This window comes from Synechocystis sp. PCC 6714, assembly GCF_000478825.2.
Classification (GTDB): domain Bacteria; phylum Cyanobacteriota; class Cyanobacteriia; order Cyanobacteriales; family Microcystaceae; genus Synechocystis.
On record NZ_CP007542.1, the window covers coordinates 2,114,170 to 2,138,374 of the forward strand.

The following is a 24,205-nucleotide window of genomic DNA, read 5'->3' on the forward strand; positions in this document are numbered from 1 at the left end:
TTCAATTTTCTTTGGGTTATTTATTTTGTTCTTTCTTGCTTTCTTTTTTGATTGGAATACCAACTAATGAGCCAAGATTTTATTATCTTTCTGTTTTGACTTTGTTTATTTCCTTGGTTCATTTTACTTTATTTAAAAATCGTCAATTAAGCACTCCAAACAAGCTCAATATAGCATCAAAACTACGCTTGATAGCAAAATACCTAATATTGATTTTAATCTTTACCTATCTCTACAGAAATCTTTTTTTCATTGATCTTTCACGATCCTATTCTCCAAATTTTTCTGACAATTTCTACTTGTCAAAAGAATATATTACAAATTTAATCTTAGAAATAAATGAAGCATCTAATCGTGGCGAGAGCATAGAGACTTTAGCACAAGACAATGGCATATCTATGAATAGGTATTTAGTCTGGAAAAAAGATTTTGAGCGTTATGAGTAGCTGCTATGGATTTTAAGTTTCAAAAAAACCACTTACAGTCTGGACTGGTAACTATTATTATTCCTTCTTTTAATAGAGTTAATCTTTTAAGAGATTGTTTGACTTCAGTTTTTAAGCAAATCTATAAGACCACTGAAATTATTGTTGTAGATGATGGTTCCACTGATAACACTTCAGAACAGATCAATGGAATAGAGTCAAATAGCCCGGTGCCAATTCAATATATCTACCAAGCTAATGCCGGGCAGGCGATCGCCAGGAATACCGGGTTAGCCCATGCTAGAGGAGAATTTATCCAATACCTAGATTCGGACGATTTATTAGAACCCACCAAACTGGAGTTACAGGTCAAAGCCCTCAGGAATAATCCTGATGCGGGGGTAGCCTATGGCATTACCCTGAGAAAAAACATGCTAACGGGGGAAACGAAGCCCTGGGCCAGAACAACAGAGAAGATAGACAGTATTTTTCCTGATTTTTTGCCCCAACGGGGTTGGGACACCAATGCCCCACTATGGCGGCGGAGTGTGTGTGAAGTCATTGGCCCTTGGGGGAATTTTCGTTGCATGGAAGATTGGGAACATGACCTACGGGCTGGGATGTTAGGGGTCAAAACAGTCCATGTACCCGAAGTGGCGGTAATTGTCCGAGACCACCAAGGCGATCGGGCCAGTGGCATGGGTTCTGGGTTTACTCCCAATTTGACTAGAGACTTCTTCCGGGCCCATAAATCAATTTGGCTGAGGATGAAAGCCCAGGGACTTACGGATTGGAGTTATTTGGAACAGTTTTCACGAAAAATGTTTTGGATTGCCCGCATGTGTGGGGAAAGGGAACTGATCCCAGAAGCCAATGAAGCTCTGACTTTTGCCACAGAGATGGTCGCTATTCACAAAACTCCCTGGGAAATGAGAACCTTTAAAGCCTTAACAAAAACCCTAGGTTGGCCCAGGGCTGTTACTTGGATGGAAGCCATCAAAAAAGGTTGAAAAAGCTTCATTCGGCGATCGCCATTGGTGTGAACTAAAATAGCCTTTATATGAGATTCAGGGGAAGCAGTAGAGATGTTTGTCGAAGAGAAAACTAGCGCCAACCCACCCCAGTTGGAAAAGCTTGTTACCCTAGGGGAATTCCTGGATTGGTATCCCGACGGTTACGAAGGGCGGTTCGAATTACACCGTGGAGTAATCATTCAAATGCAACCAACTGGCACCCATGAACAGGTAGCTGGTTTTTTGGCATCAAAATTATCTGTTTATATCGAACGCTTCAACTTACCATTGCTGATTCCCTGCCAGAGCCTAGTCAAGGCAATCAACACAGATAAATCAGCCTATATCCCCGATGTTATGGTGCTGGATAATGAGGCTCTTAAACAGAAAGAACCAATGTGGAAGCGGCGATCTACCATTACCCAAGGAGAAACCGTTAAATTGGCGATCGAGGTGGTAAGCGCCAATTGGCAAGATGATTATTTGCTCAAATTAGGGTTACAAGTATGGCCACAAAGGAGCAATCAAGGAAACAGGGTTGTCACCCGATCTCTTTCCCGCTATTTTTCCTTACTCCTGGCAACAATTAATGAATGATCTTTTTTATCCTGATTAAGTAATCGAACAAAAACTTAAAAAGTTCTTTTTACAAACATTAGCAAGAACTTAATAACTATCTTGCAATATCTGAAGTTATTCTTAATTTATTAAAAATAATGTCGCCATATTCGTGGTTTCAATGCCATAACAAAAAATGGAGATGGAAAATTTTTCTTGCTTTTCTAATTAGTTTTGTGCTTGTGCTGGGATGTCAATCTCCCCCTCCCCTATCCCCGAATTTAACTACATCTGCAGTTACCCAAGCAATGCATAGAGTAGCCGATTGGCAATTGAAGCATCCTTCCAAACACCCCCCAACTCATTGGACTCAGGCGACTTATTACACGGGGATGATGGCATTAGCGTCAGTATCTGATGATCAGCGCTATCTAAAAGCCATGCGAAAAATGGCCAGTAAAAATGCTTATCAACCTGGTTCTAATCGTTTATTTGCGGACGATCAAGCTGTGATCCAAACCTATGCCCAACTATATTCCATTGATCGTAAACCAGAAATTTTAGATCCGAGCATAGAACTATTTGATTGGATGTTAACGTTGCCTTTTGATGAATCATTAACCTGGAATAACAATATTCATAATCGGGAGTGGGCCTGGTGTGATGCTCTTTTCATGGCTCCTCCTGCTTTAGCTTTAGTTAGCCAAGCTACTGCGAATGAAAATTACCTGCGCTTAATGGATCGTTTGTGGTGGAAGACTACTGACTACCTTTATGATCCCCAGGAGAACCTTTATTCTCGAGATAGTCGATTTTTTGAGCAACGTGAACCCAATGGGAAAAAAGTTTTCTGGAGCCGTGGTAATGGTTGGGTTTTAGCGGGTTTAGTACGAGTGTTGCAGGCTATGCCTCCAGATTTTCCTTCCCGTCCTCGTTATGAAAACCTTTACAAAGAAATGGCGAAAAAAATAGCAACCTTACAGAGCGAAGACGGTTACTGGCGCTCCAGTTTACTAGATCCTAAACATCTACCCAATCCAGAAACCAGCGGTACTGCCTTTTTTGTTTATGCTTTAACTTGGGGAATCAATCATGATTACCTACCCAAAGAACAGTACCAAGATAGTGTTGAACTTGGTTGGAATGCCTTAATTCAAGCAATTCATCCCAATGGCAAGTTGGGCTATGTTCAAACCATGTCAGTCAAGCCTGGAGCTACTAGCTATGAAACCACCGAAGTTTATGGAGTCGGGGGGTTTTTGTTGGCCGGTAGTCAACTGCTCCAAATGATCAGATAACACTAGTCGATAATTTGGGGGGCTCAAGGATTATAACTCACCGACAAAAATGGTTGAAAACAACCTTTAATTTCATTTGGAGCAATGACTTATTGGACCTTCAATGACACCAAGTTTTTGGTTTCGTGACACCCTGATAATTCTTGGTGTCATCCTAGCGGGAATTAACCTTTGGCAACCGACCTTACCCTGGTTACGACAAGGCAAAATTTACGTATCCCCCCAAGGGAAAGACTGGTATTTAGGTGGTAGTTCCCAAACCGCAGTGAGAACCATCCAACGGGCCGCCAACCTGACCGCTCCAGGGGAAGAAATTATTATTTTGCCGGGTATTTATCGGGAAGAGTTGCGTATCCGCAGAGGTGGTCGGCCCAATCGCCCCATAACCTTTCGGGCCGAGCAACCCGGCACCGTTACCATCACCAACCAAGCCCCCACAGAAGTAACAGCAAGCTTAGTCTGGCAAGCTGAGGGAGGAGGTATTTATTCAGCGGCAACCCTCTGGCCCATCTACTTTGCCCTCTATGGGAACAGAATTTTGTACCATGTCCGCTGGGGAGGGCTGGAACGCCTGCAAACATTAACGGCCCAGCCTAACGCCTACGGAGCTTTTACCTTTGACCCCAACGGCAACCGCTTGTATCTGTTTTTACCCAATGGAGAAAACCCGGATAACAATAAATTAGCAATTCACCGTCGGATCCCTTCCCCCCGAGAATGGGGTAACAGCCGAGTGGCCAACATTTGGCTGGAAGCAAAACATCTCGTCTTTGACGGCCTAAATTTAGAACTGGGGGTTGGCTCTAGCTTTCTACTCTGGGATAGTGGCCACGTTACCATCAAAAATTGCCTACTGACCGGTGCCAGTATTGGCATTAGCGGACAACCCCACCTCCAGGCCCCATCCCATCTGACCGTTGAGCATAATCTGTACCATAACTATCCCCAATATAAATGGCTGAGGCAATGGCTTCCTTGGCGAGATGTGTACGCCCACTACTCCACCTCCAGCTTGATTTCCTCCAGTGCGCCCCACCTAACTGTCCGCCATAACCTTGTTACCCATAGCGGCGATGCTCTGCAAATTTCCCCCCGCTTAAACTACCCCGACCAAAATGGGGCTGATATTTACGGCAACCTGCTCATGTACGGCACCGACGACGCCATCGAAATGGACGGCCTCGCCCAGCAGATCCACTTTCACCGGAACCTGGTGTACGACTTTTATCAAAACTTAGGCACCAGCCCCGTACTAACCGGCCCAGTGTTGGTGGAAAATAACCGCTTTCTCCATCCCGCCGGGGGAGTGAACGGTTCCCAAGTCAAATTGCTCAATCCTTGGTATAAACCCGGTGCTCCCGATAACCGTAGCCCGATCCAAAATATTCACATTCGCGATAATACCTTTGTGGGCAATTATTTGGCCTATTGGGGGCCGCCGGTGGAAAACGTAGTGGTGGAGGATAACACCTTCGCCGTGCAGGGCAGTAAAGATCCCCCTTGGCATCCTGGGGTAACAGTCCGTGACAATCGGATGATTACGCTACCCCGCAGTGGTCACCCCAACCCCGGCACAGATCCCCAATGGTGGGCTGGTTGGTCCATTCCTCGCCCAGGGCCCCATTGGCTAAATTACGATCAGCACCCCGCCACCCAAGAAATTCCCCAAGTTCTTTCCCCGGCACTGTTCAAAGAGTAAATTCTCTGAGACATTTTCCTATGAGCCAAAAATTTGGTTTGCCCCGTAGCAGGTTTCTGCACGATCGCCCTTGGTATCCCCTGCTGAGTTGGTTGGTGTTGGTTAGCTTGGGGTCCACATTGGGGGCGGTCGGAGGCTTAGTGTTGGGTAAAATGCTCCATCGTCTTAGTTACGACTACATTGTTATTCCTTACGAATACCAAGATTGGGGACTGCGTTTTGGACTGTTTGTTGGCACCCTATTAGCAGCGGCTCAAACCGTCGGCCGGCGATCGCCGTTAGCCCTTGGGCGCCCCTTACTGGGTTTATTGGCGGTGGCCACCATCACCGGCATCGGCATTGGTCTGGGGGCATTTGGGTCCCACATCCTCTATCAAACGGGCCTGTGGCAACCGATGCAATGGCAGTTACCCAATCCTAGTCGTCAGGCTATTTTGGTGGGGGCGATAATGGGCCGTAATGGGGGTGCAGTGGTGGGCATAACCCTCACTCTGTTGTGGTTACGGTGTTTCCCCAGGCAAATCTAGCCAGAAAAGCCAGAAAAGCCAGAAAAGCCAGAAAAGCCAGAAAAGCCAGAAAAGCCAGAAAAGCCAGAAAAGAATGATAATTGGCATGGCACTCCGTTAATCTACAGTCAACCATGGCGTTAACTACTTATAAATGGACCACCGAAAAATATCACCAAGCCATTGACCAAGGACTATGGTCTGATGAACGGGTGGAGCTATTACGGGGAGAAATTATCGTTATGGCACCGGAACGGGAGCCCCATGCCTACGCCAACACTGAAGTCGCCGACTACTTGCGCCGCCAATTGCAGGGGCAAGCCCAAATTAGGGACGCCAAACCCATTACCCTGCCCAACTATTCCGAGCCTGAGCCGGACATTGCCGTCGTTCAGCCTCTGGGACCAGCATACCGCCAGCACCATCCTTACCCCGAAAATATTTACCTGATTATTGAGTTGTCCTACGCCACCCTGAGCAAGGACCTCAACGAAAAAAAATCTATCTATGCAGAAGCGGGCATCCCGGAATACTGGGTTGTGGACTTGCAACATAGACAACTATGGGTATTTCGGACTGTGATAAATGGACAATATACCGCTGAAGAGAGATTAACCTCTGGCACCATCACCCCCATGGCTTTCCCCGCCCACACCCTGGAGGTACAGCAACTCATCGATCCCTAGTTGCCCATTGCCCTCAACTCCCCCGCTGATATAGGCCTGGCACCGACTCAGGATAAAGGCACAAAAAATGCCTAGACCTAAGTTTTCCCATTAGGGCAAAGAATCACACCAATGAACCAACCTCTTTACGAACGAGATTTTTATAGCTGGACCATTGAACAGGCCCAAGCCTTGGCTGACCACAACATCGGGCAATTGGATTGGCAACACTTAGCGGAGGAGTTAGAGGATTTGGGCAACCGCCATTATGACCAGTTAAGTTCTCGCCTCAGTATCTTGATCGCCCATCTGCTCAAATGGCAATACCAGAGCGACCAGCAATCCAATTCCTGGAGGGCTACCATTCGGGAACAGCGTCGCAAAATTGATCGCCTCCTACGCCGTAATCCAGGCCTCAAAAGTCGTTGGCAAGAGGCACTGGCGGACGCATGGCCCGACGCGCTAGATTTAGCGATCCGGGAAACTGGCTTGGACGAGGAGTTTTTTCCCCAGCACTTTCCCTTTACTACCCAGCAACTGCAAGATCCTAATTTTTGGCCGCAAAAGTAATTATGCCGACTATCTCCGTGGTGATGAGCGTTTATAACGACGCCCAAAGGGTACAAGCTTCGGTAGCGAGTATTCTCGGGCAAACGTTCACGGATTTTGAGTTCATTGTCATTAATGATGGTTCCACCGATGGCACGGGGGAAATTTTGGATCTCCTAGCAGCCCAGGATGGCCGCCTGCAGGTCATTCACCAAGAAAATACAGGATTGACTAAAGCTTTGATCCGGGGTTGTGCCACCGCCAAGGGGGAATTTATTGCCCGCCAGGATGCGGATGATTACTCCTTGCCCGATCGCCTGGGGCAACAGTTGGCCTTGATAAATAGCAACAGCCGCCTTGGTTTCGTATCCTGTACTACCCAATACATTGGCCCCCAAGGTGAACCCTTATCAATAATTAAAAGATCTGAAACGCCCGAGCACGCTACCCAAGAGTTATTGCACCATCGCCAGGGCCCCCCCGCCCATGGCAGTGTACTTTTCCGTAGTTCTGTTTATGATGCTGTTAGTGGTTATCGTCCGGAGTTTTATTTTGCCCAGGACTCGGACCTCTGGCTCCGTATGGCCCAAAAAGTGCAGTTTGCCAGTGTGCCAGCCGTACTGTACGTCCACCGTCGGGAAATGGGTTCCACTTCTGGCCTGAATCGAGTTATTCAAGCCCGTTTTGGGGAATTAGGGCAACTATGCAAAACAGCTCGTCTCCAGGGAAAATCTGAAGTACCCTACCTGGAAGAAGCCCAACATTTACGGACCCAGATACTAACCCGTCGGGGCCAAAAAGAGACCCCTGATCGCCGGGCCCTGGCCAGAGCTGCCTACTTTCTAGGTTCCCAACTACTCACCAATGGCGATCGGCGGGCGATCGGCTATCTTTGGCAGACAGTGAGTCTTTGTCCCACCCATTGGAGGAGTTGGTGCCGTTTAGCCCAGAGCCTTGTCCAATTTCCCTTTGCTAAAGTCCATTCCCTAACCTATTAACCCCATGTCCCCCTCCCCGTTGCGTATTTTGACGGTTGCTGATACCCCCTGTGACCCCAATTCTGGGGCGGCCGGCACAGTCTACTACACCAACCAAGCTCTACGACAATTGGGCCATGAAGTGGACGAAATTTGGGCTGATGACCTGGGGCCTAGGCGCATTGCCCACGGTAATCTCCATTCCCTATTGGAGCAACCCAGAGCCTATCGTCATGCTGTGATGAAAGCCGTCAGCAAAAAAAAGTATGATGTTGTGCAAATGAGTCAGCCCCAGGCTTATTTAGCGGCCAAAGCTTTAAAACAATCTGGCTTCAAAGGTTTGGTCATTAACCGCAGTCATGGTGTGGAACTTAGGGTTGATGAAGTTTTACCCTATTGGTATAAAAAACTGGGGATAAAAGAATCTCGATTTCCTACATTTGTTACCGCTACTCTACGTAAACTGCTGCAACGACAATGGCATGAAGTGGTCAAATATTGTGATGGGATTATTGTGGGGTGCCAGTTAGATTGTGACTTCCTCAATTCTAAGTTTAGTCTTAGCAATTGCCATATTATCAAAATTCACCATGGAGTATCGGATATATTGTTTGAAGTTCCAATAAATAAAGGAAATAAAACAACAAGCAGTAAAAATAAAATTCTTCATGTTGGACAGTATGCTTTTTTTAAGGGATCAGAAATTTTAATTGAAATCATCAATAACATACTAAATGAAAATAGAGACTTACAATTTACTTGGGTTTGTGCACAGCAAAATCATAATCAAATTAAATCGAAGATCAGTGATTCGCTCTCTGAGCGTGTGCAGCTCCTGGATTATCGCCCAATTGAAAAACTGGTGGAGGTGTATGATTCACATGACATATTTCTATTTCCCAGTTTTTACGAAGGGTTTGGAAAAGCTCCCTTTGAAGCTATGGCAAGGGGATTATGTGTGGTTGCATCAGATGAAGGGGGCATGCATGATTACATTCAATCTGGTGTGAACGGTTATTTGTGTGAAGTTGGTAATGTGCCTGAATTTGTCAAAACCTTAAGAAGAATTGTAACCGAAGTAGACAATCAAAATGTGGAAAATAAGGCTATCATTCAATCCAAGTCATTGTCGTGGAAGTTATCGGCGATAGAAATGTCTAATTTTTATAAATCCTTGTTTAATTCCTAGTTACCGCACAGATAACTTCAAAAAAATTGTATAAAGAATAATGCAAATTATAAAAGCAAATAACTGGTCTGACTCCCCAGAATTCACTCAATTCCCCCTCCTATTCCGTCTCTGGTTATGGTGGTGTTCCAAAGGTAGAAAGCGAAGTAATGGAGGAACTTTTGGTGGCAATCAACTATTCACAATTGCAAAAAAATATTTCTCAATTTTTCCCTATAAAACCAAAAACTTGATTTCGATTTGGATAGAAAGGTGGCAATTATACATTGTTTTAAATTTACTTGATTTTCAAGTTTATCAACACACCATTCCGTCTATTTCCAATAATAAAAGCGAATTTCTATTGCAAGAAATGTTATTGAAATCAGGAGATGTTTTTCTAGACATAGGTGCCAACTATGGCATGTTCACCCTATTTGCTTCAACACTAGTCGGCGGTGAAGGAAAAGTAATCGCCATAGAACCTCAACCCCGTCTTGCTGAAGCGTTAAGGCAAAGTAAAATTCAGAACCAACTCAAACAAATGTCAGTTCTTGAAATTGCGCTGAGTAATCAAACTGGACTGGAAGAATTTGCTGTGCCCAGCCGTTCCTCTGGTATTGGTTCTTTGTTCCAAGAACATGCTGGAGGTTCTTCCAAAACCACTAAGATTAATGTCAATGTTAAAACTTTGGATCAGATCACCGAAGAAATGCAACTCTCAAAAGTCAATCTAATCAAGGTTGATGTTGAGGGAGCTGAACTATTAGTTTTTCAGGGAGGTCAATTATTTTTGAAAGAACAATTTCCCTTTATTTGGTTTGAAGTAAATCCTGGAGCTCAAAGCATAGCTGGTGTTTCAATATGTGAAATACTAGATTTCTTAAAAAAATTAGGCTATTGTAAATTTTATGAAATATCTAGCTTAGTGCAAGGAAATTTAATAGAACCAAAAGAATTTTCCAAACTCACAAATTTATTGGCTGTTCATCAAGAACAACTATCTGAGTTTGAGAACCTTACTCCTAATTTTGAATACTAATTTTAAGTACAGATTTAAAAATCATCAAAATAAGCAAGCTATTCTAAAAAAGAAAGTCACTCAAATCTTTAAATGTTAGTTGCTTTTACCGTAATTTCTTGGCAACTTAGCTCCACCAATTCGACTTATAGTTGATTTAATTAAAAGTAAGACACTGACCAGAGCTAAAAGCGTCTTTGGTAAAGACCTTGGTTGTCTCAATCTTACTTTGATTGACTATAACATATAAAACCTTAATATAATTCACTGAAAATTTATGGCTAATCCTATTGTATTAACAATATCCACTGGACGTTGTGGCACGACTTTTTTGTATAAAAGCTTTCAAAATATACCTCAATTAAACGCATATGTGTTTCACGAAAGTCTTCATGCAAATGTAGCAAAACCTGCTATGTATCATAGGTCGTATACATCAAATTTACAAAAAACCATGCTTGATAATCTGTCCATCAGTAGACAAGTTGAAAAATGGTTAGAATTAGCGGATGGTCGCCCGGTTATTGAATTTGGTTGGACTACATCTGCTTTAGTGCCATTACTCCATTCACTTATAGGTAATCAATTAAAAGTTTTAGTGTTACATCGCCACCCTATTGCTGTTGCAGGATCATTAACCAACAAAGGACACTATACCAAAAATAAAAACCCCGCTTGGGCAATATCACCGATGCATTCAAGGGTCTTATTCCCGGAATTCAGTGCCCGCTGGCCAACTATGAGCCCCTTCGAAAAAAGTTTATATCGATGGCTAGAAATAACAGCCTATGGTTTTGAAATAGCTAAACTGTATTCTGACATTGAAATCATGAATATTTCCAGCAATAAACTTTTCAACGATGAAACCTTACTTTCTCACATTGCTGATTTTTGTCGAATAGCCAAACCAAATTTGGTTGCTCCATCCACTTATAAAAATAAAACTAGTGGCCATGACCGTGAAATTCGTCCCGTTGGCGAGGAATGGCAAAATTATCATCGGCATCCTGAGTTCTTAGACTTTGCTACTAAAATAGGCTATGACATGTCGATGAATAAAGTAAAAGAGATAGTATCGAGTTATCAAATGCCAGACGAATTTTTTCCAACTTTCAGAAAATATACCAAATACTGGCAGATTCGTTTCTACCTAGGTTCTTTGATAAAAGATCTAACAAAGAAAAATATTTGGTTAGACTAGACGTTGAATTGTTCGCCATCAAGGTGCAATGGCATGACTGTGACAAGAGACCAAACAGTTATCTATTCCGACATTGATGGTCAATCCACGAGCATAATGAAACTTTCCGTTATTATTCCCACCTACCAGCGAAGCCAAGTCTTGCTGGATTCTATCCACGCTTTGACGGAGTTGCTCACCCCGGAATCTGAGCTATTAATTGTTGATCAAACTCCCCAGCATCCCGTGGAAGTAGAAAGGCAACTACAGGAATTAGATATGCAGAAAAAAATTCGTTGGTTAAAGTTGCCAGAACCATCTATTCCCGTCGCTATGAATCGGGGTTTACAGGAAGCAAAGGGAAAAATTGTCCTCTTCCTCGATGATGATATTATTCCCGATCGCCAACTGTTAACGGCCCACATCCAAGCTCAACAAATAGCGGATTTAGTGGCGGGGCAAGTACTACAGCCGAGGGAAAAATCTGAACCTTTGCAACCGGGGGAACCATTTCGTTTCAACAGCACAAGTCCTGAACAAATTAGGGAATTTATGGGCGGTAACTTTTCCATCAAACGCAACTTAGCCATTGCCCTAGGGGGCTTTGACCAAAACTTTGTTGGGGCGGCCTACCGCTACGAAGCTGAATTTGCCCACCGTTATTGTCAAAAGTATGGGCTAATTGCCTACGAACCCCAAGCCCGAATCCACCATCTCCGGGCTGAAAGAGGGGGCACCCGAAGTTACGGCCATCACCTCAGAACCGCCCAGCCGGCCCATACTTTTGGTGCCTACTACTACCTACTCAAATCAAAGCCCCCAGGGTGGCTAAGGCAGTTACTCTGGCGACCTCTGAGGTCAATTCGCACCAAGCATCATTTCACCCATCCTTGGTGGATCATTCCTTCCCTACTGGCGGAAGTGAGGGGCTTTGTTAAAGCCCTTGGTAAAGTCCAACAGGGGCCTGATTACCCCAACTTTGACCAGGAAAATTAAGCTAAAATCTAAGCTAAAACCAGACTAGAACAAGTTTATGTCCTCTTTAAATCTAACTGACCTCTACGAACATGACTTTTATCAGTGGCTGACAGAAACATCTAAATGTCTTAACGAAGGTAATTTTGAAGCGGTTGATACTGCCCACTTAATCGAGGAACTAAATGACTTGGGTAATTCTAGTAAGGTAGCCCTAGAAAGTAACTTAGCAGTTTTAATTGCCTATTTGCTCAAATTGACTGTTCAATCGGATGCGCCTGATACTACGAAAAATAGTTGGTATAATTCCATCGACGAGCATCGCCAACGAGTACAGAAACAACTGAAAAAAAACCCCTCCCTAAAATCCTATTGGGACACAGCCTTAGCAGAAGCTTATGGAGATGCCAGAAAACTGGCCATCAAAGAAAGTCAACGGGCTAAGTTTGGCGTTCCTGTGCATGGAGCTAGTGACTACCCTCAGCAATGTCCTTTTTCCCAAGCTCAGATTCTTGATGATGACTTTTATGGGCTTTTTTGATTTCCCTATGTAAGATTTCTCCCTTATTAAATAGAGTCAGGCCGGAGACGAACCAATATAACAGAAACTCAACTAAGCTCAAGTTGCCAAAATTTGCCTAGCCAACGTTCGTGGTTTGAGTCTCGAAATTTTTCCGTTCCTGCTTCTGGAAACATGGTCATTTCCCCAATGGTTAAATGGGGCCGACTGTCATACAAATCCACCCGGACAAAATCAATGTCCCTACCCACCGCTTCAGCCAAAGCAATCATCTCTTCCCATAGGTCGGGACGAGAAGGAATAGTTATCCCCGGCGGATAAATGGAAATAGCTGGCATAAACTGCCAATCTGCTGTGAATCGAAAGGAAGATTTGGTCTCTTTTAATGCTCGGTCAGTGTCAACTTGCACCATGGCGCACTTACCAGCAAAAACGAAAAAGCGATAATCCCACGGCACCCCCAGATCATCCTGGGAATCAGCGTCAATCCAGGCTTCCACCATTAATTGGCGGGGTTCAATTTGGGTATAGGCCCACTCCCAAGAATCAACACCATAATTTTTCCCTAACCAGCCATTGACTTCCTTTATCAATTCATCCCGCTTAACCTCCGATTTATTGGCAATTAATTTGACAAACCCGGAGCCATGGTTGGCCTTAAGCACAAAGCGCCCTGGCAAACTTTCCCAGGGTAAAGCATGGAGATTTTCCCCCTCCCAGAGTAACTCACTGACATGTTGAGCACCAACTTTACTGGCCACATATTGCCGACAAAGTAATTTATCGCTGAGGGTGATCAATAATGGTCGACGATCCAAAGCTAAGCGTAACATTAGCTTTTCATTAAATAATTTGGGATTAATCAGCAAAGAAAACCGCCGATGAATCACCATATATTTAAGGGCAAAGCGCAACCGAATGGGCAAAACTTTGAGCAGGAGAGAACGGAACTTCTTCACGGCGGTGGTTAAGAATAGTAAACAGCCTAATTGGATTCTTGAATTAAGAAAAATTTTCAACATAAACAACATCATCCCATCCCATCCATCAGTCCATTTGCTATGCTGACACTGAGCCAGGGGCCCAATTCCACCTCCGACATTGAGACCAAAGACCTAACTAGATGAATATTGTCATCGACGCCCTGCCCATTAATCATTTGTCCGGCCGCCACGTCATTTCCGGACATCTCCGCATGCTAGCCAAGTATCAAGGCGATCGCCATCAGTTTTACGTTCTGCATCACCACAATAACCGAGACCTATGCTGTGACCTGGGGCCAAACTTCCATTGGCTGGAGTGCCCCAACTTTGGCGAAAACTGGCCCGCTCGGCTCTGGTGGCAATTTACCCAATTGGATTCCCTGCTTAAAAAACTAAAGGCGGAACTAATTATTTCCACCTCTGGGGCATTGGTGCCAGGCACCCAATTACCACAAATTGTAATTGCCCAAAATCCCTGGTGTTACATTTCCCGGTTCCATTACAGTCCAGCGGATAAACTCAAAGCTTGGCTCCAACGTAAGGGATACCGACAGGCTCAAGAAAAGGCCCAGGCTATGTTTTACCTATCGAGTTACGTGGCTAAATTGTATGAACAGGATAGCGGTGCTAAACCCCAGACCGGAGAGATTCTTTATGTGGGTATTGATGACGCTACCTATCTCAATGCCCAAACCCATTATCTTGATTTTGCCGAACGGCCGCTGGAAATACTGACGGTTTCCGCCATGACTCCCCATAAGGTTATTGAAGAGGTGGTGCAACTGCTGGCTCAGCTACACCAACAGGGTACTCCTGCCCGACTTATCCTGGTGGGCCCCTGGAGTAGTGACGGTTACCGCTCAAAAATTATGACTCTCATAGAGGAATTGAACCTAAAAGCCTTTGTCATCATTACCGACAAAGTTTCGGTGGGGCAACTCCAGGAATACTATCGCCGAGCAAGGGTTTTTTGTCTGCTCAGCCGCTCTGAATCCTTTGGCATACCAGCAGTCGAAGCCCAGGCTTTTGGCACCCCCACGGTGGTAGCGGACGTGTGTGCCCCTCCAGAGGTGGCGGGACCTGGGGGTCTGATTATCACCCCTGGGGACTTGGACCATGGTGTCAGTTGCCTGCAATCCCTTTTAACTGATCAGCAAATATGGCAAACCTATTCCGCCCAAGCATTGACCAATGCAGAACGCTTTCGTTGGTCCAAAGTCTCCCAACCCCTTAATCAATTTTTGCTCAATGTTTAGATAATATAAGGGTATTGTGTTCAGTTAAGGAATCACTGCTTGTTTACCTTCCTTATTCCTTTTTTGGCAAAATGCACAACGAACAAATGGAAAAGAGCTTGCCAAATTCTAGAAGAAACCCTGCGTTCCGCTTGCAATCAAACAGACCAGAGATTTCGAGTTTTAATTATCTGTCATGAAGTTCCTGATGTAAGTTTTGACAAGCAAAAATGTGAATTTATCCAAGTCAATCTGCCAATAATTTATCCCTTGACAGCTAGCCCTGCCCAACAAATGATTTTTATGCAAAGGTCAGACAAGGGTAGAAAAATTTTAGCTGGGATTAAGGAATCCCGCCGGAATAGCTCTCATTACTTTATGGTATTGGATGCAGATGATCTTGTGTCATCCAATCTAGTATCATACTGTCTTAATCAACAAAATCCCAATGGTTATTTTATTAATAGGGGCTATCGCAACGATGCCCAACTGCCCGGCTATTTATTCCAACGTAAGAATTTTTACCATGAATGTGGCAGTAGCTTTATCCTCAATCCCTACAGGGCTCCCTATCCAGATACTAACATTGACCTAACCAAAGAAACTGGTGAAAACTATTTTGTGCGTCGCTATGTAGTTCATGCCTATGTCCCATCCTGCATGGAAAAAATGGGTTTTCCCCTTCAGCCCATTCCCTTCCCCGCCGCCATTTACCGTTTCCACGACAGCAACATTTATGCCACTACCCTACGCCCGCCGGACTCAGCCTTGCGACGGTATGGCCGACTTTTACTGAAAGGGAAAAAAATTACCCATCAGTTACGCACAGAATTTACCATTCCCCCCTCCATGTGATCAGTTATGCCCCTTAAGGTTGGAGTCTTAACAACCCATCCCATTCAATATCAAGTGCCCTGGTTTCGCCTGCTGGCCCAGAAGCCAGGTATTGATCTACAGGTTTTCTTTGCCCTGATTCCCAACGCTGCCCAACAGGGAGACGGTTTTGGGGTGGCTTTTGAGTGGGACATTCCTCTGCTAGACAGCTATCCATACCAAGTGTTGACCAATGTGGCCCAGGCCCCATCGGTGACTAGTTTTAATGGCTGTGATACCCCCGAGATTTTTGCCATTGTCAGACGTCAGCCTTGGGATGCATTCATCGTCAATGGTTGGGTGGCCAAAAGTTGTGTGCAACTGCTGGCGGCCTGTCGTCTGAATCAAGTGCCCTGTATTGTGCGGGGGGAGTCCAATAATTTGAGCTGGCGGCCGGGCTGGAAAAGGCAACTGCAACGTCTCTTAGTTGCCCAGTATGGAGCCTGTTTATACATTGGCCAGGCTAACCAACGGTTTTATCTCGACAGCGGCGTACCGCCGGAAAAATTGTTTTTTACTCCCTACTGCATTGAGAATGACCGCTTTGCTCATCAGGCGGATCATCTTCGTGGTCAGAAAAGTACCCTACGGAAAAAATTTCATCTAGACCTCCACACCGTTACCTTTCTCTACTGTGCCAAATTTGTGCCGAAAAAACGTCCCCTAGATTTATTGCAAGCGATCGCCGGGTTGAAAGAGCATGGTAAAGCAACGGGACAGGTATTAATGGTGGGGGATGGCCAACTGCGGCCTGCCTGTGAAGCCTTCGTCCAGGAGCATCATTTGCCGGTGCAATTTACAGGCTTCCTCAATCAAGCGGAAATTGTGGCGGCCTACGTTGCCGCCGATTGTCTGGTGTTACCGTCCGATGCAGGGGAAACCTGGGGCCTCGTGGTCAATGAAGCCATGGCCTGTGGCTTACCAGCTATCGTCTCCGACCAAGTGGGGTGCTATGCTGACCTGATTTCACCGGGACAGACCGGTTGGACTTACCCTCTAGGACAAATTGATCAACTAGGCGATCGCCTAACCACTGCCATTGATCTTAGTTCCATCGGTCTAGCTACCATGGGTAAAAGCGCCCAGCAAAAAGTTATGGCAGAGTATAACTACCAAAAGGTTGTGGCTGGCATTAGCCAAGCTCTCAATTTTGTCTCTGGCTGATATGTGTTTTCTCTATTTCTATTGGTCGATCCCTGGCGATCGACATTAATCCTATGGCATTCGGAGCAGTCATACTGATTGCATTTTTGGGCACCATCTCCAGTTTGAGCAATTGGCGTACAGGCCCCTACTGGTTGATCTTCCTTACGGCAGTCCAGGACCCCCTACGGAAAATGATTCCCGGTGCCCCCAGCATTGTACTACTGGCATCGGCCCCCATTATGTTGGCCATGCTGGTGGGACTATTGGGCAAAAGAAACTGGTTTGGTCAGATCAGAAGTTTATACCCCATTGCCAGTAACCGCCTTAATCTATTTCTGCTTGCCTGTATTCCCGCCGCCTTCATCTCCCTGACCTACAGTGCTAACTCCTGGCTACTGACCGTTTTTGGCATCTATGCCTATGGTATTTTTTTTATTTCCATCGCCTTTGGCTTTCACTTTGCTCGCTCCCCCCAAGACATCCGCAAATTAATTAGCTTTTATTGTCTTATCTCCACCATAATGTTGAGCGGGACTTTTTTAGAATACTTCAACCTCAGGCCTGGCTGGATTACCCTGGGCACCAAGGCCTTCGAAATGAACTGGATTCGCTACAGCGGCAACTATGTGGTCGAGCTAGTGGCCGGTTTCTATCGATCGCCAGACGTGATGGGGTGGCATGCCGCCGCCACCTCTATGCTGAGTTTTTTCCTAGCCACCACCAGCAAACCGCCCCGTCGCTTCCTCTGGCTGATTATCTGTTCCATAGCCATTGTGGCCCTATTTTTCTGTGGTCGACGGAAAATGTTTTACATGTTGCCCGTGGCAGCCATCATCCTTTTCTTGATCTATTTGAGAGCGAGGAACACTTCTCAGCTCTTTAACCTGGTGCCCATTGTGGTTATCCCCGCCCTGATCATGCTTTACACCAGCAACATCCTCGGCGATGATTCCACCTACGTCAGTTACTACCGGGATAATCTCACCGACACAACGGACCAACTGCAAAAACATGGCTTCCAAAGTTTAATTGCCACAGTTCAGCAATCAGGCTTTTTCGGCAGTGGCCTAGGCTCCGCCTCCCCGGGTACCCATAATCTCAACGTGGTTCGCCCTCGCACATGGCAAGAGAGTGGTCCCAGTCGGATCATGGTAGAACTAGGGGTTCCCGGCTTCTTTGCCCTGATGTTTTTCATGGTCGCCCTACTGCGTTCAGCTTGGTCGGAAGTGCAAACTTTGTTAAGTCTGCGGAGTTACTTGGCTATGTATGGTGCCGGGTTATTGGCATTTTTGCTGGCCAATATAGGTGGTCTAATTGTCTCGGGGCAAATCCTAGCTGATGCCTTTATTACTTTTTTCCTCGGCTTTTCCCTGGGGTTAATCTTATCTTTTGCCAAGGATCGGCAGGCTCTTTTGTACCGCCCTCCCTACCCATGGCCTCCTCTGCAACCGGCCAATACCTCCCCAGCTGAAAGATGAAACAACCGCCTTTGGCCGTGGCTCTGGTCACCACTTGCTCTAGCAAAACCCCCAACAGCATGGGGATCTACACCCAGATGCTAATGGAAGTTTTGTCAGCCCACACTGATAAGGTTAAGCTGACCCGAATTGATTTGCTAGACCTGATTCCTCGTCTTCCCCTTCTAAGCCCCACATTGGAGCGGAGATTCCAGCAACTCTGGCTAACTTTCATTTCCCCTTGGCAACTGCGGAGCTACTCGGCTTCAGCGGATCTATTTCATTTGACTGACGGCAGTACCTCCTATGTCCTCAATAAACTTGACCCCAAAAAATGTGTCGTCACTCTCCATGACTTAATTCCCCTACTACAGCAACAGGGACATTTTCCCATTGCCCCCCCTGGTATTTTTGCCCGTTGGCTGATTGAGCAGAATCTACGATCCCTTAAGAACCAAAAAAATATTTGTGTTGTTAGTAATTGCACTGGCAAAGATCTGCAAGACAATATCGGTAAAACCAAATCTTTAAAATGTATTACTTCCACAATTAGAGGGGAAATTCTGACCCTCCTCCCCAATTCAATTCCTGCTTGGAAAGAAAGGATTGAGCAAGGCAAAAGGCTGATTCTTCATATTGGTAATGGCGGCTTTTATAAAAACCAGACTACTGTAGTTAAAGTTTTTGCTGAGTTAATAAAAAATCATGCCCTTGAGTTAATCATGGCGGGGGGGAAGCCGAATAGAGAATTAAAACTAATCATTCAAGAACTAGAGCTAGCGGAAAAAATCAAATTTGTACCCCATCCCGATGACCAAGCCCTGGCCAAACTCTATCTCAGTGCTTCCCTCCTTTTATTTCCCAGTCACTATGAAGGTTTTGGTTGGCCTCCCCTAGAAGCCATGGCCTTTGGCTGTCCAGTGGTATGTTCCAATGCCGGTTCTTTGCCGGAAATAGTGGGTAATGGCGCCCTAACAACTTTTCCTAATGATGTGGCCGGTTTAGTCAGCCACTGCCGCTCTGTACTGGAAGATACAAACGGAACAATGGAATTGATTAAAGCTGGTTTAGAAAATGCCAAACGTTTTAGCCCGGAAATTATGGCAGAAAAATTACTAGAGTTGTACGATTCAGTGGGGCAACATCGGCGATCGCCGGTTAGCTGAACTACAATCATGGCAAGTTTTCTGCCCTTACCAAAGCCTATCAAGTTGGTACAAGGCAAGTGCTAATTGACCTGAAAGCATCGCTAAAATGGGCGTGCTGTAAGTTTGCTCATTCCGTTGCCCTATTCCCTGACCATTTTCCCTGACCATTTTCCCTGATCCTTTGACGCTATGGATTTAGCTCTGATCACCCCACTTATTCTTACTTATAACGAAGCTCCTAATATTGGTCGTACCCTTTCCGCCCTCACTTGGGCTAAAGAAATTGTAGTGGTGGATAGTTTTAGTACCGATGAAACCCTAGAAATATTACAATCCCATCCACAAGTTATCCTATGGCAAAGAAAATTTGATTCTTTTGCCACCCAATGTAACTATGGTCTATCTAAAATTAGAACTGAGTGGGTACTCTCTTTAGATGCTGATTACATCATTACGGCAAGTCTGATAGAAGCAGTGAAAAAACAAACAATAAACACGCAGGTAAATGGTTATAGGGTTCCCTTCAAATATTGCATTTTTGGCAAACCACTCCGGGGCACTTTACTACCACCAAGAACCGTTTTGTATAGAGTCGATCAAGCCTCTTATGAAAATGATGGCCATGGTCACCGTGTTAGGGTAAACGGCATTTGTCAGCAATTAGCCGGTTATCTTCACCATGATGATCGTAAACCCTTAAGCCGTTGGTTGTGGGCCCAAGAGCGCTATATGAAACTAGAAACGGAGAAAATAATCAACACCCCGTTTGCCCAACTCAGTGCCAGCGACAAAATTAGGAAAACGAAAATTTTTGCTCCCCCCATCGTTTTTCTCTACTGCCTCATCCTCAAGCAAGGTATCTTCGATGGTTGGCAGGGTTGGTACTACGCATGGCAAAGAACCCTAGCAGAAATCTTGTTGGCAATTCACTTAATTGAAGCAGAAAAATTAAAAAATAATGCACCAACAATTTGATCGATTTACCATTCTTATTACTGGAGGGGCAGGCTACATTGGTTCCCACACTGTTTTAGAGTTAAAAAATGGTGGCTATGATTGTCTTGTGTTGGATAACTTGGTCTACGGCCACCAAAATATAGTCCAAGAAGTATTAGAAGTCCCACTAATTATCGGTGATATTGGCGACAAGCTCCTACTAAACTCAATTTTTGAAAGCTATAATATTGCCGCTGTAATTCATTTTGCCGCCTATGCCTATGTGGGAGAATCTATCACCAATCCCCAAAAATATTATTACAACAACGTTGTCAAAACCTTGAATTTAATCGATGCCATGGTGGAAGCAGATGTAAAAAAAATTGTCTTTTCATCTACCTGTGCTACCTATGGTATTCCCACCACTATCCCCATTCCAGAGAACCACCCCCAACACCCCATTAATCCCTATGGTCGTAGCAAATATATGGTGGAACAAATTTTGCAGGACTATGACCAGGCCTATGGGCTCAAATCCATCATCCTCCGTTATTTTAATGCCGCCGGAGCCCATCCCCATGCTTTATTAGGAGAAAACCATCAACCCGAAACGCATCTCATTCCCCTAGTTTTAATGACTGCCCTTGGTCTGTGTCCCCACATTGCCATTTATGGCCAAGATTACCCTACCCCTGATGGTACCTGCATCCGCGATTATATCCACGTTGAAGATCTTGCTTCCGCCCATCACCTAAGCCTAGAAAAATTATTGGCTGACAACACCAGTGACATTTTCAATCTGGGCAACGGCCAAGGCTACTCTGTGCAACAGGTGATTGATGCCGCCCAAAGGGTTACCGGCCAATCTATTCCCGTTGAGTTGACCCCCCGCCGCCCCGGTGACCCCCCAGTATTAGTGGGGAGCAGTGAAAAAGCCCGCACCGTCCTGGGTTGGAATCCCCAATATATTGATTTGGACACAATTATTAGCCACGCCTGGAGCTGGCACTGCAGTTAATTTTCCAGTCAATTATTGCCATGCAACTTAATCAATATCAGCAGGGAAACTATAGCCCTGGAGCCCCGCTAATTAAACAACTTTTATGGCACTTTGTCGGGGATTTTTTTGTACAAACTCCCCTGCTTCCCATCACTCAACTAAAAGTGGCCATCCTAAGGTTATTTGGCGCCCAAATTGGCACAGGAGTGAACATTAAACCTCACGTCAAGATCAAATTTCCCTGGCGCTTAACCATCGGCAATTACGTTTGGCTGGGGGAAAGATGTTGGATTGATAATCTTGCTCCAGTAACTATCGAGTCCCATGTTTGTCTCTCCCAAGGGGTGTACCTCTGCACGGGTAACCACAATTGGAGCAAGCCGAGTTTTGACCTCATTATCCAGCCAATTTATATTGCAACGGGCAGTTGGATCGGCGCCCATACTATTATCGGTCCTGGGGTACAAGTAAACGAAAGTGCAGTTTTAACCTTAGGGTCTGTGGCGGTGAAATCCTTGGAGGCCATGACCATCTACTCCGGTAATCCCTGTCAGCCCATTAGAAAACGTAAATTTACGTAAAAACACAGTGGTAGAAAGTTTAGTTTAATTGCTACCTTTCTCAGTAATGGCTCTAACTATTAATGAAGCTCACAATTCTCAGTCAGTTTTATCCCCCCGACTATGCGGCTACAGGGCAACTACTAGAAGAACTTGCAGTTGAACTATCCAAAAAGCGCCTTGAAGTTCAAGTTTTTACTGGGCAACCCGGCTACGCCTTTGACCAAGCCCTGGCCCCAGCGGTGGAGTTATCCAAGGGGGTGGTCATCAGCCGGACTCGCACTTCCCGCATCTGGCCCCAAAGACTACGGGGGAGGGCGATCGCCGGACTTTTGTATTGTTTGAGGGCGATCGTTAAACTGAGACGAAGGGAAAGATTGGGGGATTTAATTATTGTCACCACGGAGCCCCCCTATCTGATGGTGGTGGCTTACATTTTGTCTTGGCTCTACAAGACCCCTTACATCTGTTTGATTTACGACCTTTACCCCGACGTAGCAGTACAACTGGGGGTGGTGAAGGAAAAAGACCCCATTGTTAAGTTCTGGCGTTGGTTGAACCGTTTAACTTGGCAAAGGGCTGAGGCAATTATTGTTCTTAGTCAAAGCATGGCCAGGGTGCTTACCGCGCACGAACCGGCCCTGGCAACCAAAATTGAGGTGGTCCACAACTGGGCCGATGGGGTACTAATCCAACCTAGGCAAAAAACTAACAATTGGTTTGCCCAACGCCATGGCCTGGACCGAGTTTTTACCGTACTGTATTCCGGCAATATGGGGCGGTGTCATGACCTGGAAACTGTGATGCAGGCTACCTACTTCTTAAAGCAAGAAGCCATACGGTTTATTTTTATTGGCGCCGGGGCCAAGTCCTCTATCTGTAAGGAATTTGTGCAGCGCCACAATTTGACTAATTGCTCATTTCTGCCTTTTCAGCCCAAGGAGGTGTTGCCCTTTTCCCTTACCGCCTGTGATCTCAGCTTAGTGTCCATTTTGCCCCAGGTGGAAGGCCTTGTTGTGCCCAGTAAATTCTATGGTTGCCTGGCCGCCGGAACGACGATCGCCGCCATTTGTCCACCCCATTCCTATCTGCGGGAAATCATTGCCGAAGCCCAGTGTGGTGCCACCATCAATAACGGTGACGGAGAAGGTTTGGCCGAATTTATTCTTGAGCTGAAAAATAATCCCCACCAGGCCAAAACCATGGGTAGGAGGGGTAGAAAGTACTTTGAAGCAAACTTCACCCTGGATACTATAACCAATCGCTACCTATCAGTTATTACAAATGTGGCCAAAGACAGATTGAAAAGGCAAAAAAACGCCACAGCCCGTGATTTTCGTAGTGCTAGATTGTTTTAGCTGACTATTAATCGATTGGCACCAAAGGGAATAAGCTTTTTCAGCTCCAGTAATCGCAAATATCGCGCATTCAATTTGTGGCTTATTTTTGGTTGGTTTCACCAAAATCCGTGGGTAAATGGTCGATTTCAAAATATTGGTGGAACTTATCGGTGATTTCCAGCCAGTAGGAGCGGCCGTCTGTTTGTTTCCTTTTACGGATAAAACCCGCTTCCACCAATTCTTGCACCTGTTGGTAGGCCCCACTGCCCCGCAGTTCGATTAACTCCGTTTGTACCAGGGGAGATTTGATGGCGATCGCCGCCAGGGTACGGAGGCTAGCAGTGCTGAGGTCAGCGGGCACAAAATCTTGGATTAGATGTTGAAAAACAGCCCGCAATTGCAAGCTGTAACCTTGATTCGTTTCCACAATTTCCAGGGCACTGTCCCGGTGAGCGTAATCCTCCATCAACTCCATTAACGCATCTTCCACCGAGGCCCTTTCCTGGCCACTAATGGTAACCAAATCGGCGATCGCCACTGGTTTAGCTTGGAGGTAAAGAATCGCTTCAATGGTGGTGGCAAGGCGCATTGGCAGGACAAATTATTGAGGTTCTGAGGTTGTTTAGTGACAAAAAGGTCTAGCGCCCAATTAGTTTCATCGCTTGGCCTGGGCATTGCTTGATCACTTCTGGACGTAACTTTTGGCGTACATTGTCGGCATTGAGCAAACTCCTACTCCCCACTTCACTGATTAAATAAGCCCTGGCTGCATCCCTGGCCACATCGGGGGATTTCCCCTCACCCAAGGCTTGGCAAACAAGTTTAGCGGCCGTTTCTAATTGGGCTGGGGTTGGTTCATTGGCCAGGGCGGAAAAATTAGGGCCAAGGAAAAAGGAAAAAGCCAAGGTCAAACCCATCGCGGCCCATCCTTTCAAGCTGGATAAATTGCCCATAATAACCTCAAAAATAGTGG

The 24,205-nt window shown here is 45.5% G+C and carries 26 protein-coding genes; 23 read left to right on the forward strand and 3 right to left on the reverse strand.

The genetic code is table 11. The features are described 5' to 3' along the window. Positions 1 to 11: 11 nt before the first annotated feature. From D082_RS18325 to D082_RS09795, 14 genes are all read left to right on the forward strand, one after another. Positions 12 to 446 (forward strand): hypothetical protein, encoded by a 435-nt coding sequence (locus tag D082_RS18325; RefSeq protein WP_144428730.1) that lies wholly within the window; start codon positions 12 to 14, stop codon positions 444 to 446. 5 nt (positions 447 to 451) lie between these two features. Then, the gene (locus D082_RS17390) at positions 452 to 1,435 is read left to right on the forward strand and encodes a glycosyltransferase family 2 protein (RefSeq protein WP_028947856.1); all 984 of its coding nucleotides are present in this window, start codon (positions 452 to 454) and stop codon (positions 1,433 to 1,435) included. Positions 1,436 to 1,510: 75 nt separating this feature from the next. After that, positions 1,511 to 2,035 carry a Uma2 family endonuclease gene (locus D082_RS09740; RefSeq protein ID WP_081857636.1) on the forward strand — a complete coding sequence of 175 codons (525 nt, stop codon included), beginning with the start codon at positions 1,511 to 1,513 and terminating at the stop codon, positions 2,033 to 2,035. Between the two features lie 269 nt (positions 2,036 to 2,304). Then, the gene (locus D082_RS09745) at positions 2,305 to 3,294 is read left to right on the forward strand and encodes a glycoside hydrolase family 105 protein (RefSeq protein WP_051738794.1); all 990 of its coding nucleotides are present in this window, start codon (positions 2,305 to 2,307) and stop codon (positions 3,292 to 3,294) included. 103 nt (positions 3,295 to 3,397) lie between these two features. Next, positions 3,398 to 4,993 (forward strand): hypothetical protein, encoded by a 1,596-nt coding sequence (locus D082_RS09750; protein WP_028947854.1) that lies wholly within the window; start codon positions 3,398 to 3,400, stop codon positions 4,991 to 4,993. A gap of 20 nt (positions 4,994 to 5,013) precedes the next feature. Beyond that, entirely contained in the window at positions 5,014 to 5,520 is a 507-nt protein-coding gene (locus tag D082_RS09755) for a hypothetical protein (RefSeq protein WP_028947853.1), read from the forward strand. A gap of 113 nt (positions 5,521 to 5,633) precedes the next feature. Further along, positions 5,634 to 6,185 (forward strand): Uma2 family endonuclease, encoded by a 552-nt coding sequence (locus tag D082_RS09760; protein ID WP_028947852.1) that lies wholly within the window; start codon positions 5,634 to 5,636, stop codon positions 6,183 to 6,185. A 111-nt stretch (positions 6,186 to 6,296) separates the two neighbouring features. Further along, on the forward strand, positions 6,297 to 6,734 hold the full coding sequence (locus tag D082_RS09765) for a DUF29 domain-containing protein (RefSeq protein ID WP_028947851.1): 438 nt from the start codon (positions 6,297 to 6,299) through the stop codon (positions 6,732 to 6,734). A gap of 2 nt (positions 6,735 to 6,736) precedes the next feature. Then, positions 6,737 to 7,711, forward strand: coding sequence for a glycosyltransferase family 2 protein (locus tag D082_RS09770; protein WP_028947850.1), 975 nt, complete (start codon positions 6,737 to 6,739; stop codon positions 7,709 to 7,711). 4 nt (positions 7,712 to 7,715) lie between these two features. Next, on the forward strand, positions 7,716 to 8,879 hold the full coding sequence (locus D082_RS09775) for a glycosyltransferase family 4 protein (RefSeq protein ID WP_028947849.1): 1,164 nt from the start codon (positions 7,716 to 7,718) through the stop codon (positions 8,877 to 8,879). Positions 8,880 to 8,919: 40 nt separating this feature from the next. Further along, complete coding sequence (locus tag D082_RS09780; protein WP_028947848.1) at positions 8,920 to 9,900, forward strand: FkbM family methyltransferase; 981 nt, start codon at positions 8,920 to 8,922, stop codon at positions 9,898 to 9,900. A 256-nt stretch (positions 9,901 to 10,156) separates the two neighbouring features. Continuing rightward, entirely contained in the window at positions 10,157 to 11,080 is a 924-nt protein-coding gene (locus D082_RS09785) for a hypothetical protein (protein ID WP_144428731.1), read from the forward strand. Between the two features lie 96 nt (positions 11,081 to 11,176). Continuing rightward, positions 11,177 to 12,055 (forward strand): glycosyltransferase family 2 protein, encoded by an 879-nt coding sequence (locus tag D082_RS09790; protein WP_038530680.1) that lies wholly within the window; start codon positions 11,177 to 11,179, stop codon positions 12,053 to 12,055. 37 nt (positions 12,056 to 12,092) lie between these two features. After that, complete coding sequence (locus D082_RS09795; RefSeq protein WP_028947845.1) at positions 12,093 to 12,575, forward strand: DUF29 domain-containing protein; 483 nt, start codon at positions 12,093 to 12,095, stop codon at positions 12,573 to 12,575. Between the two features lie 68 nt (positions 12,576 to 12,643). Here D082_RS09795 and D082_RS09800 read toward each other — a convergent pair whose 3' ends face one another. After that, entirely contained in the window at positions 12,644 to 13,513 is an 870-nt protein-coding gene (locus D082_RS09800) for an ATP-grasp fold amidoligase family protein (RefSeq protein WP_158506507.1), read from the reverse strand. Between the two features lie 164 nt (positions 13,514 to 13,677). Here D082_RS09800 and D082_RS09805 point away from each other — a divergent pair, with 164 nt between their 5' ends. The 9 genes from D082_RS09805 to D082_RS09845 all read left to right on the forward strand — a co-directional run bounded on the left by D082_RS09805 (position 13,678) and on the right by D082_RS09845 (position 23,250). Next, positions 13,678 to 14,793, forward strand: coding sequence for a glycosyltransferase (locus D082_RS09805; RefSeq protein ID WP_028947843.1), 1,116 nt, complete (start codon positions 13,678 to 13,680; stop codon positions 14,791 to 14,793). A gap of 381 nt (positions 14,794 to 15,174) precedes the next feature. Beyond that, complete coding sequence (locus D082_RS18330; protein WP_144428732.1) at positions 15,175 to 15,627, forward strand: hypothetical protein; 453 nt, start codon at positions 15,175 to 15,177, stop codon at positions 15,625 to 15,627. 6 nt (positions 15,628 to 15,633) lie between these two features. Beyond that, positions 15,634 to 16,809, forward strand: coding sequence for a glycosyltransferase family 4 protein (locus D082_RS09815; RefSeq protein ID WP_028947841.1), 1,176 nt, complete (start codon positions 15,634 to 15,636; stop codon positions 16,807 to 16,809). 53 nt (positions 16,810 to 16,862) lie between these two features. Then, complete coding sequence (locus D082_RS09820; protein ID WP_028947840.1) at positions 16,863 to 18,269, forward strand: hypothetical protein; 1,407 nt, start codon at positions 16,863 to 16,865, stop codon at positions 18,267 to 18,269. Then, positions 18,266 to 19,414 (forward strand): glycosyltransferase family 1 protein, encoded by a 1,149-nt coding sequence (locus D082_RS09825; RefSeq protein ID WP_028947839.1) that lies wholly within the window; start codon positions 18,266 to 18,268, stop codon positions 19,412 to 19,414. The genes D082_RS09820 and D082_RS09825 overlap by 4 nt, the downstream gene beginning before the upstream one ends. A gap of 171 nt (positions 19,415 to 19,585) precedes the next feature. Then, on the forward strand, positions 19,586 to 20,371 hold the full coding sequence (locus tag D082_RS09830) for a glycosyltransferase family 2 protein (RefSeq protein WP_028947838.1): 786 nt from the start codon (positions 19,586 to 19,588) through the stop codon (positions 20,369 to 20,371). Beyond that, complete coding sequence (gene galE, locus D082_RS09835; RefSeq protein WP_038530685.1) at positions 20,355 to 21,350, forward strand: UDP-glucose 4-epimerase GalE; 996 nt, start codon at positions 20,355 to 20,357, stop codon at positions 21,348 to 21,350. Before D082_RS09830 ends, galE begins: the two co-directional genes overlap by 17 nt. A 20-nt stretch (positions 21,351 to 21,370) precedes the next feature. Further along, complete coding sequence (locus tag D082_RS09840; RefSeq protein WP_028947836.1) at positions 21,371 to 21,913, forward strand: WcaF family extracellular polysaccharide biosynthesis acetyltransferase; 543 nt, start codon at positions 21,371 to 21,373, stop codon at positions 21,911 to 21,913. A 62-nt stretch (positions 21,914 to 21,975) separates the two neighbouring features. Next, a complete protein-coding gene (locus tag D082_RS09845; RefSeq protein ID WP_051738797.1) occupies positions 21,976 to 23,250 on the forward strand; it encodes a glycosyltransferase family 4 protein in 1,275 nt (424 codons plus the stop codon). 82 nt (positions 23,251 to 23,332) lie between these two features. On the opposite strand, the gene scpB is transcribed toward D082_RS09845, so the two are convergent. Together scpB and D082_RS09855 are read right to left on the reverse strand one after the other, a co-directional pair. After that, on the reverse strand, positions 23,333 to 23,821 hold the full coding sequence (gene scpB, locus D082_RS09850) for an SMC-Scp complex subunit ScpB (protein ID WP_028947835.1): 489 nt from the start codon (positions 23,819 to 23,821) through the stop codon (positions 23,333 to 23,335). Positions 23,822 to 23,870: 49 nt separating this feature from the next. Continuing rightward, positions 23,871 to 24,185, reverse strand: a complete 315-nt coding sequence (locus D082_RS09855; protein ID WP_028947834.1) for a hypothetical protein — start codon at positions 24,183 to 24,185, stop codon at positions 23,871 to 23,873. Positions 24,186 to 24,205: the final 20 nt, after the last annotated feature.

What these genes read in the sequence shown, in the direction of transcription:
- D082_RS17390 (WP_028947856.1), top strand. Translation starts at nt 452, where the DNA reads ATGGATTTTAAGTTTCAAAAAAACCACTTACAGTCTGGACTGGTAACT.
- D082_RS09740 (WP_081857636.1), top strand. Translation starts at nt 1,511, where the DNA reads ATGTTTGTCGAAGAGAAAACTAGCGCCAACCCACCCCAGTTGGAAAAG.
- D082_RS09745 (WP_051738794.1), top strand. Translation starts at nt 2,305, where the DNA reads ATGCATAGAGTAGCCGATTGGCAATTGAAGCATCCTTCCAAACACCCC.
- D082_RS09750 (WP_028947854.1), top strand. Translation starts at nt 3,398, where the DNA reads ATGACACCAAGTTTTTGGTTTCGTGACACCCTGATAATTCTTGGTGTC.
- D082_RS09755 (WP_028947853.1), top strand. Translation starts at nt 5,014, where the DNA reads ATGAGCCAAAAATTTGGTTTGCCCCGTAGCAGGTTTCTGCACGATCGC.
- D082_RS09760 (WP_028947852.1), top strand. Translation starts at nt 5,634, where the DNA reads ATGGCGTTAACTACTTATAAATGGACCACCGAAAAATATCACCAAGCC.
- D082_RS09765 (WP_028947851.1), top strand. Translation starts at nt 6,297, where the DNA reads ATGAACCAACCTCTTTACGAACGAGATTTTTATAGCTGGACCATTGAA.
- D082_RS09770 (WP_028947850.1), top strand. Translation starts at nt 6,737, where the DNA reads ATGCCGACTATCTCCGTGGTGATGAGCGTTTATAACGACGCCCAAAGG.
- D082_RS09775 (WP_028947849.1), top strand. Translation starts at nt 7,716, where the DNA reads ATGTCCCCCTCCCCGTTGCGTATTTTGACGGTTGCTGATACCCCCTGT.
- D082_RS09780 (WP_028947848.1), top strand. Translation starts at nt 8,920, where the DNA reads ATGCAAATTATAAAAGCAAATAACTGGTCTGACTCCCCAGAATTCACT.
- D082_RS09785 (WP_144428731.1), top strand. Translation starts at nt 10,157, where the DNA reads ATGGCTAATCCTATTGTATTAACAATATCCACTGGACGTTGTGGCACG.
- D082_RS09790 (WP_038530680.1), top strand. Translation starts at nt 11,177, where the DNA reads ATGAAACTTTCCGTTATTATTCCCACCTACCAGCGAAGCCAAGTCTTG.
- D082_RS09795 (WP_028947845.1), top strand. Translation starts at nt 12,093, where the DNA reads ATGTCCTCTTTAAATCTAACTGACCTCTACGAACATGACTTTTATCAG.
- D082_RS09805 (WP_028947843.1), top strand. Translation starts at nt 13,678, where the DNA reads ATGAATATTGTCATCGACGCCCTGCCCATTAATCATTTGTCCGGCCGC.
- D082_RS09815 (WP_028947841.1), top strand. Translation starts at nt 15,634, where the DNA reads ATGCCCCTTAAGGTTGGAGTCTTAACAACCCATCCCATTCAATATCAA.
- D082_RS09820 (WP_028947840.1), top strand. Translation starts at nt 16,863, where the DNA reads ATGGCATTCGGAGCAGTCATACTGATTGCATTTTTGGGCACCATCTCC.
- D082_RS09825 (WP_028947839.1), top strand. Translation starts at nt 18,266, where the DNA reads ATGAAACAACCGCCTTTGGCCGTGGCTCTGGTCACCACTTGCTCTAGC.
- D082_RS09830 (WP_028947838.1), top strand. Translation starts at nt 19,586, where the DNA reads ATGGATTTAGCTCTGATCACCCCACTTATTCTTACTTATAACGAAGCT.
- galE (WP_038530685.1), top strand. Translation starts at nt 20,355, where the DNA reads ATGCACCAACAATTTGATCGATTTACCATTCTTATTACTGGAGGGGCA.
- D082_RS09840 (WP_028947836.1), top strand. Translation starts at nt 21,371, where the DNA reads ATGCAACTTAATCAATATCAGCAGGGAAACTATAGCCCTGGAGCCCCG.
- D082_RS09845 (WP_051738797.1), top strand. Translation starts at nt 21,976, where the DNA reads ATGAAGCTCACAATTCTCAGTCAGTTTTATCCCCCCGACTATGCGGCT.
- scpB (WP_028947835.1), bottom strand. Translation starts at nt 23,821, where the DNA reads ATGCGCCTTGCCACCACCATTGAAGCGATTCTTTACCTCCAAGCTAAA.
- D082_RS09855 (WP_028947834.1), bottom strand. Translation starts at nt 24,185, where the DNA reads ATGGGCAATTTATCCAGCTTGAAAGGATGGGCCGCGATGGGTTTGACC.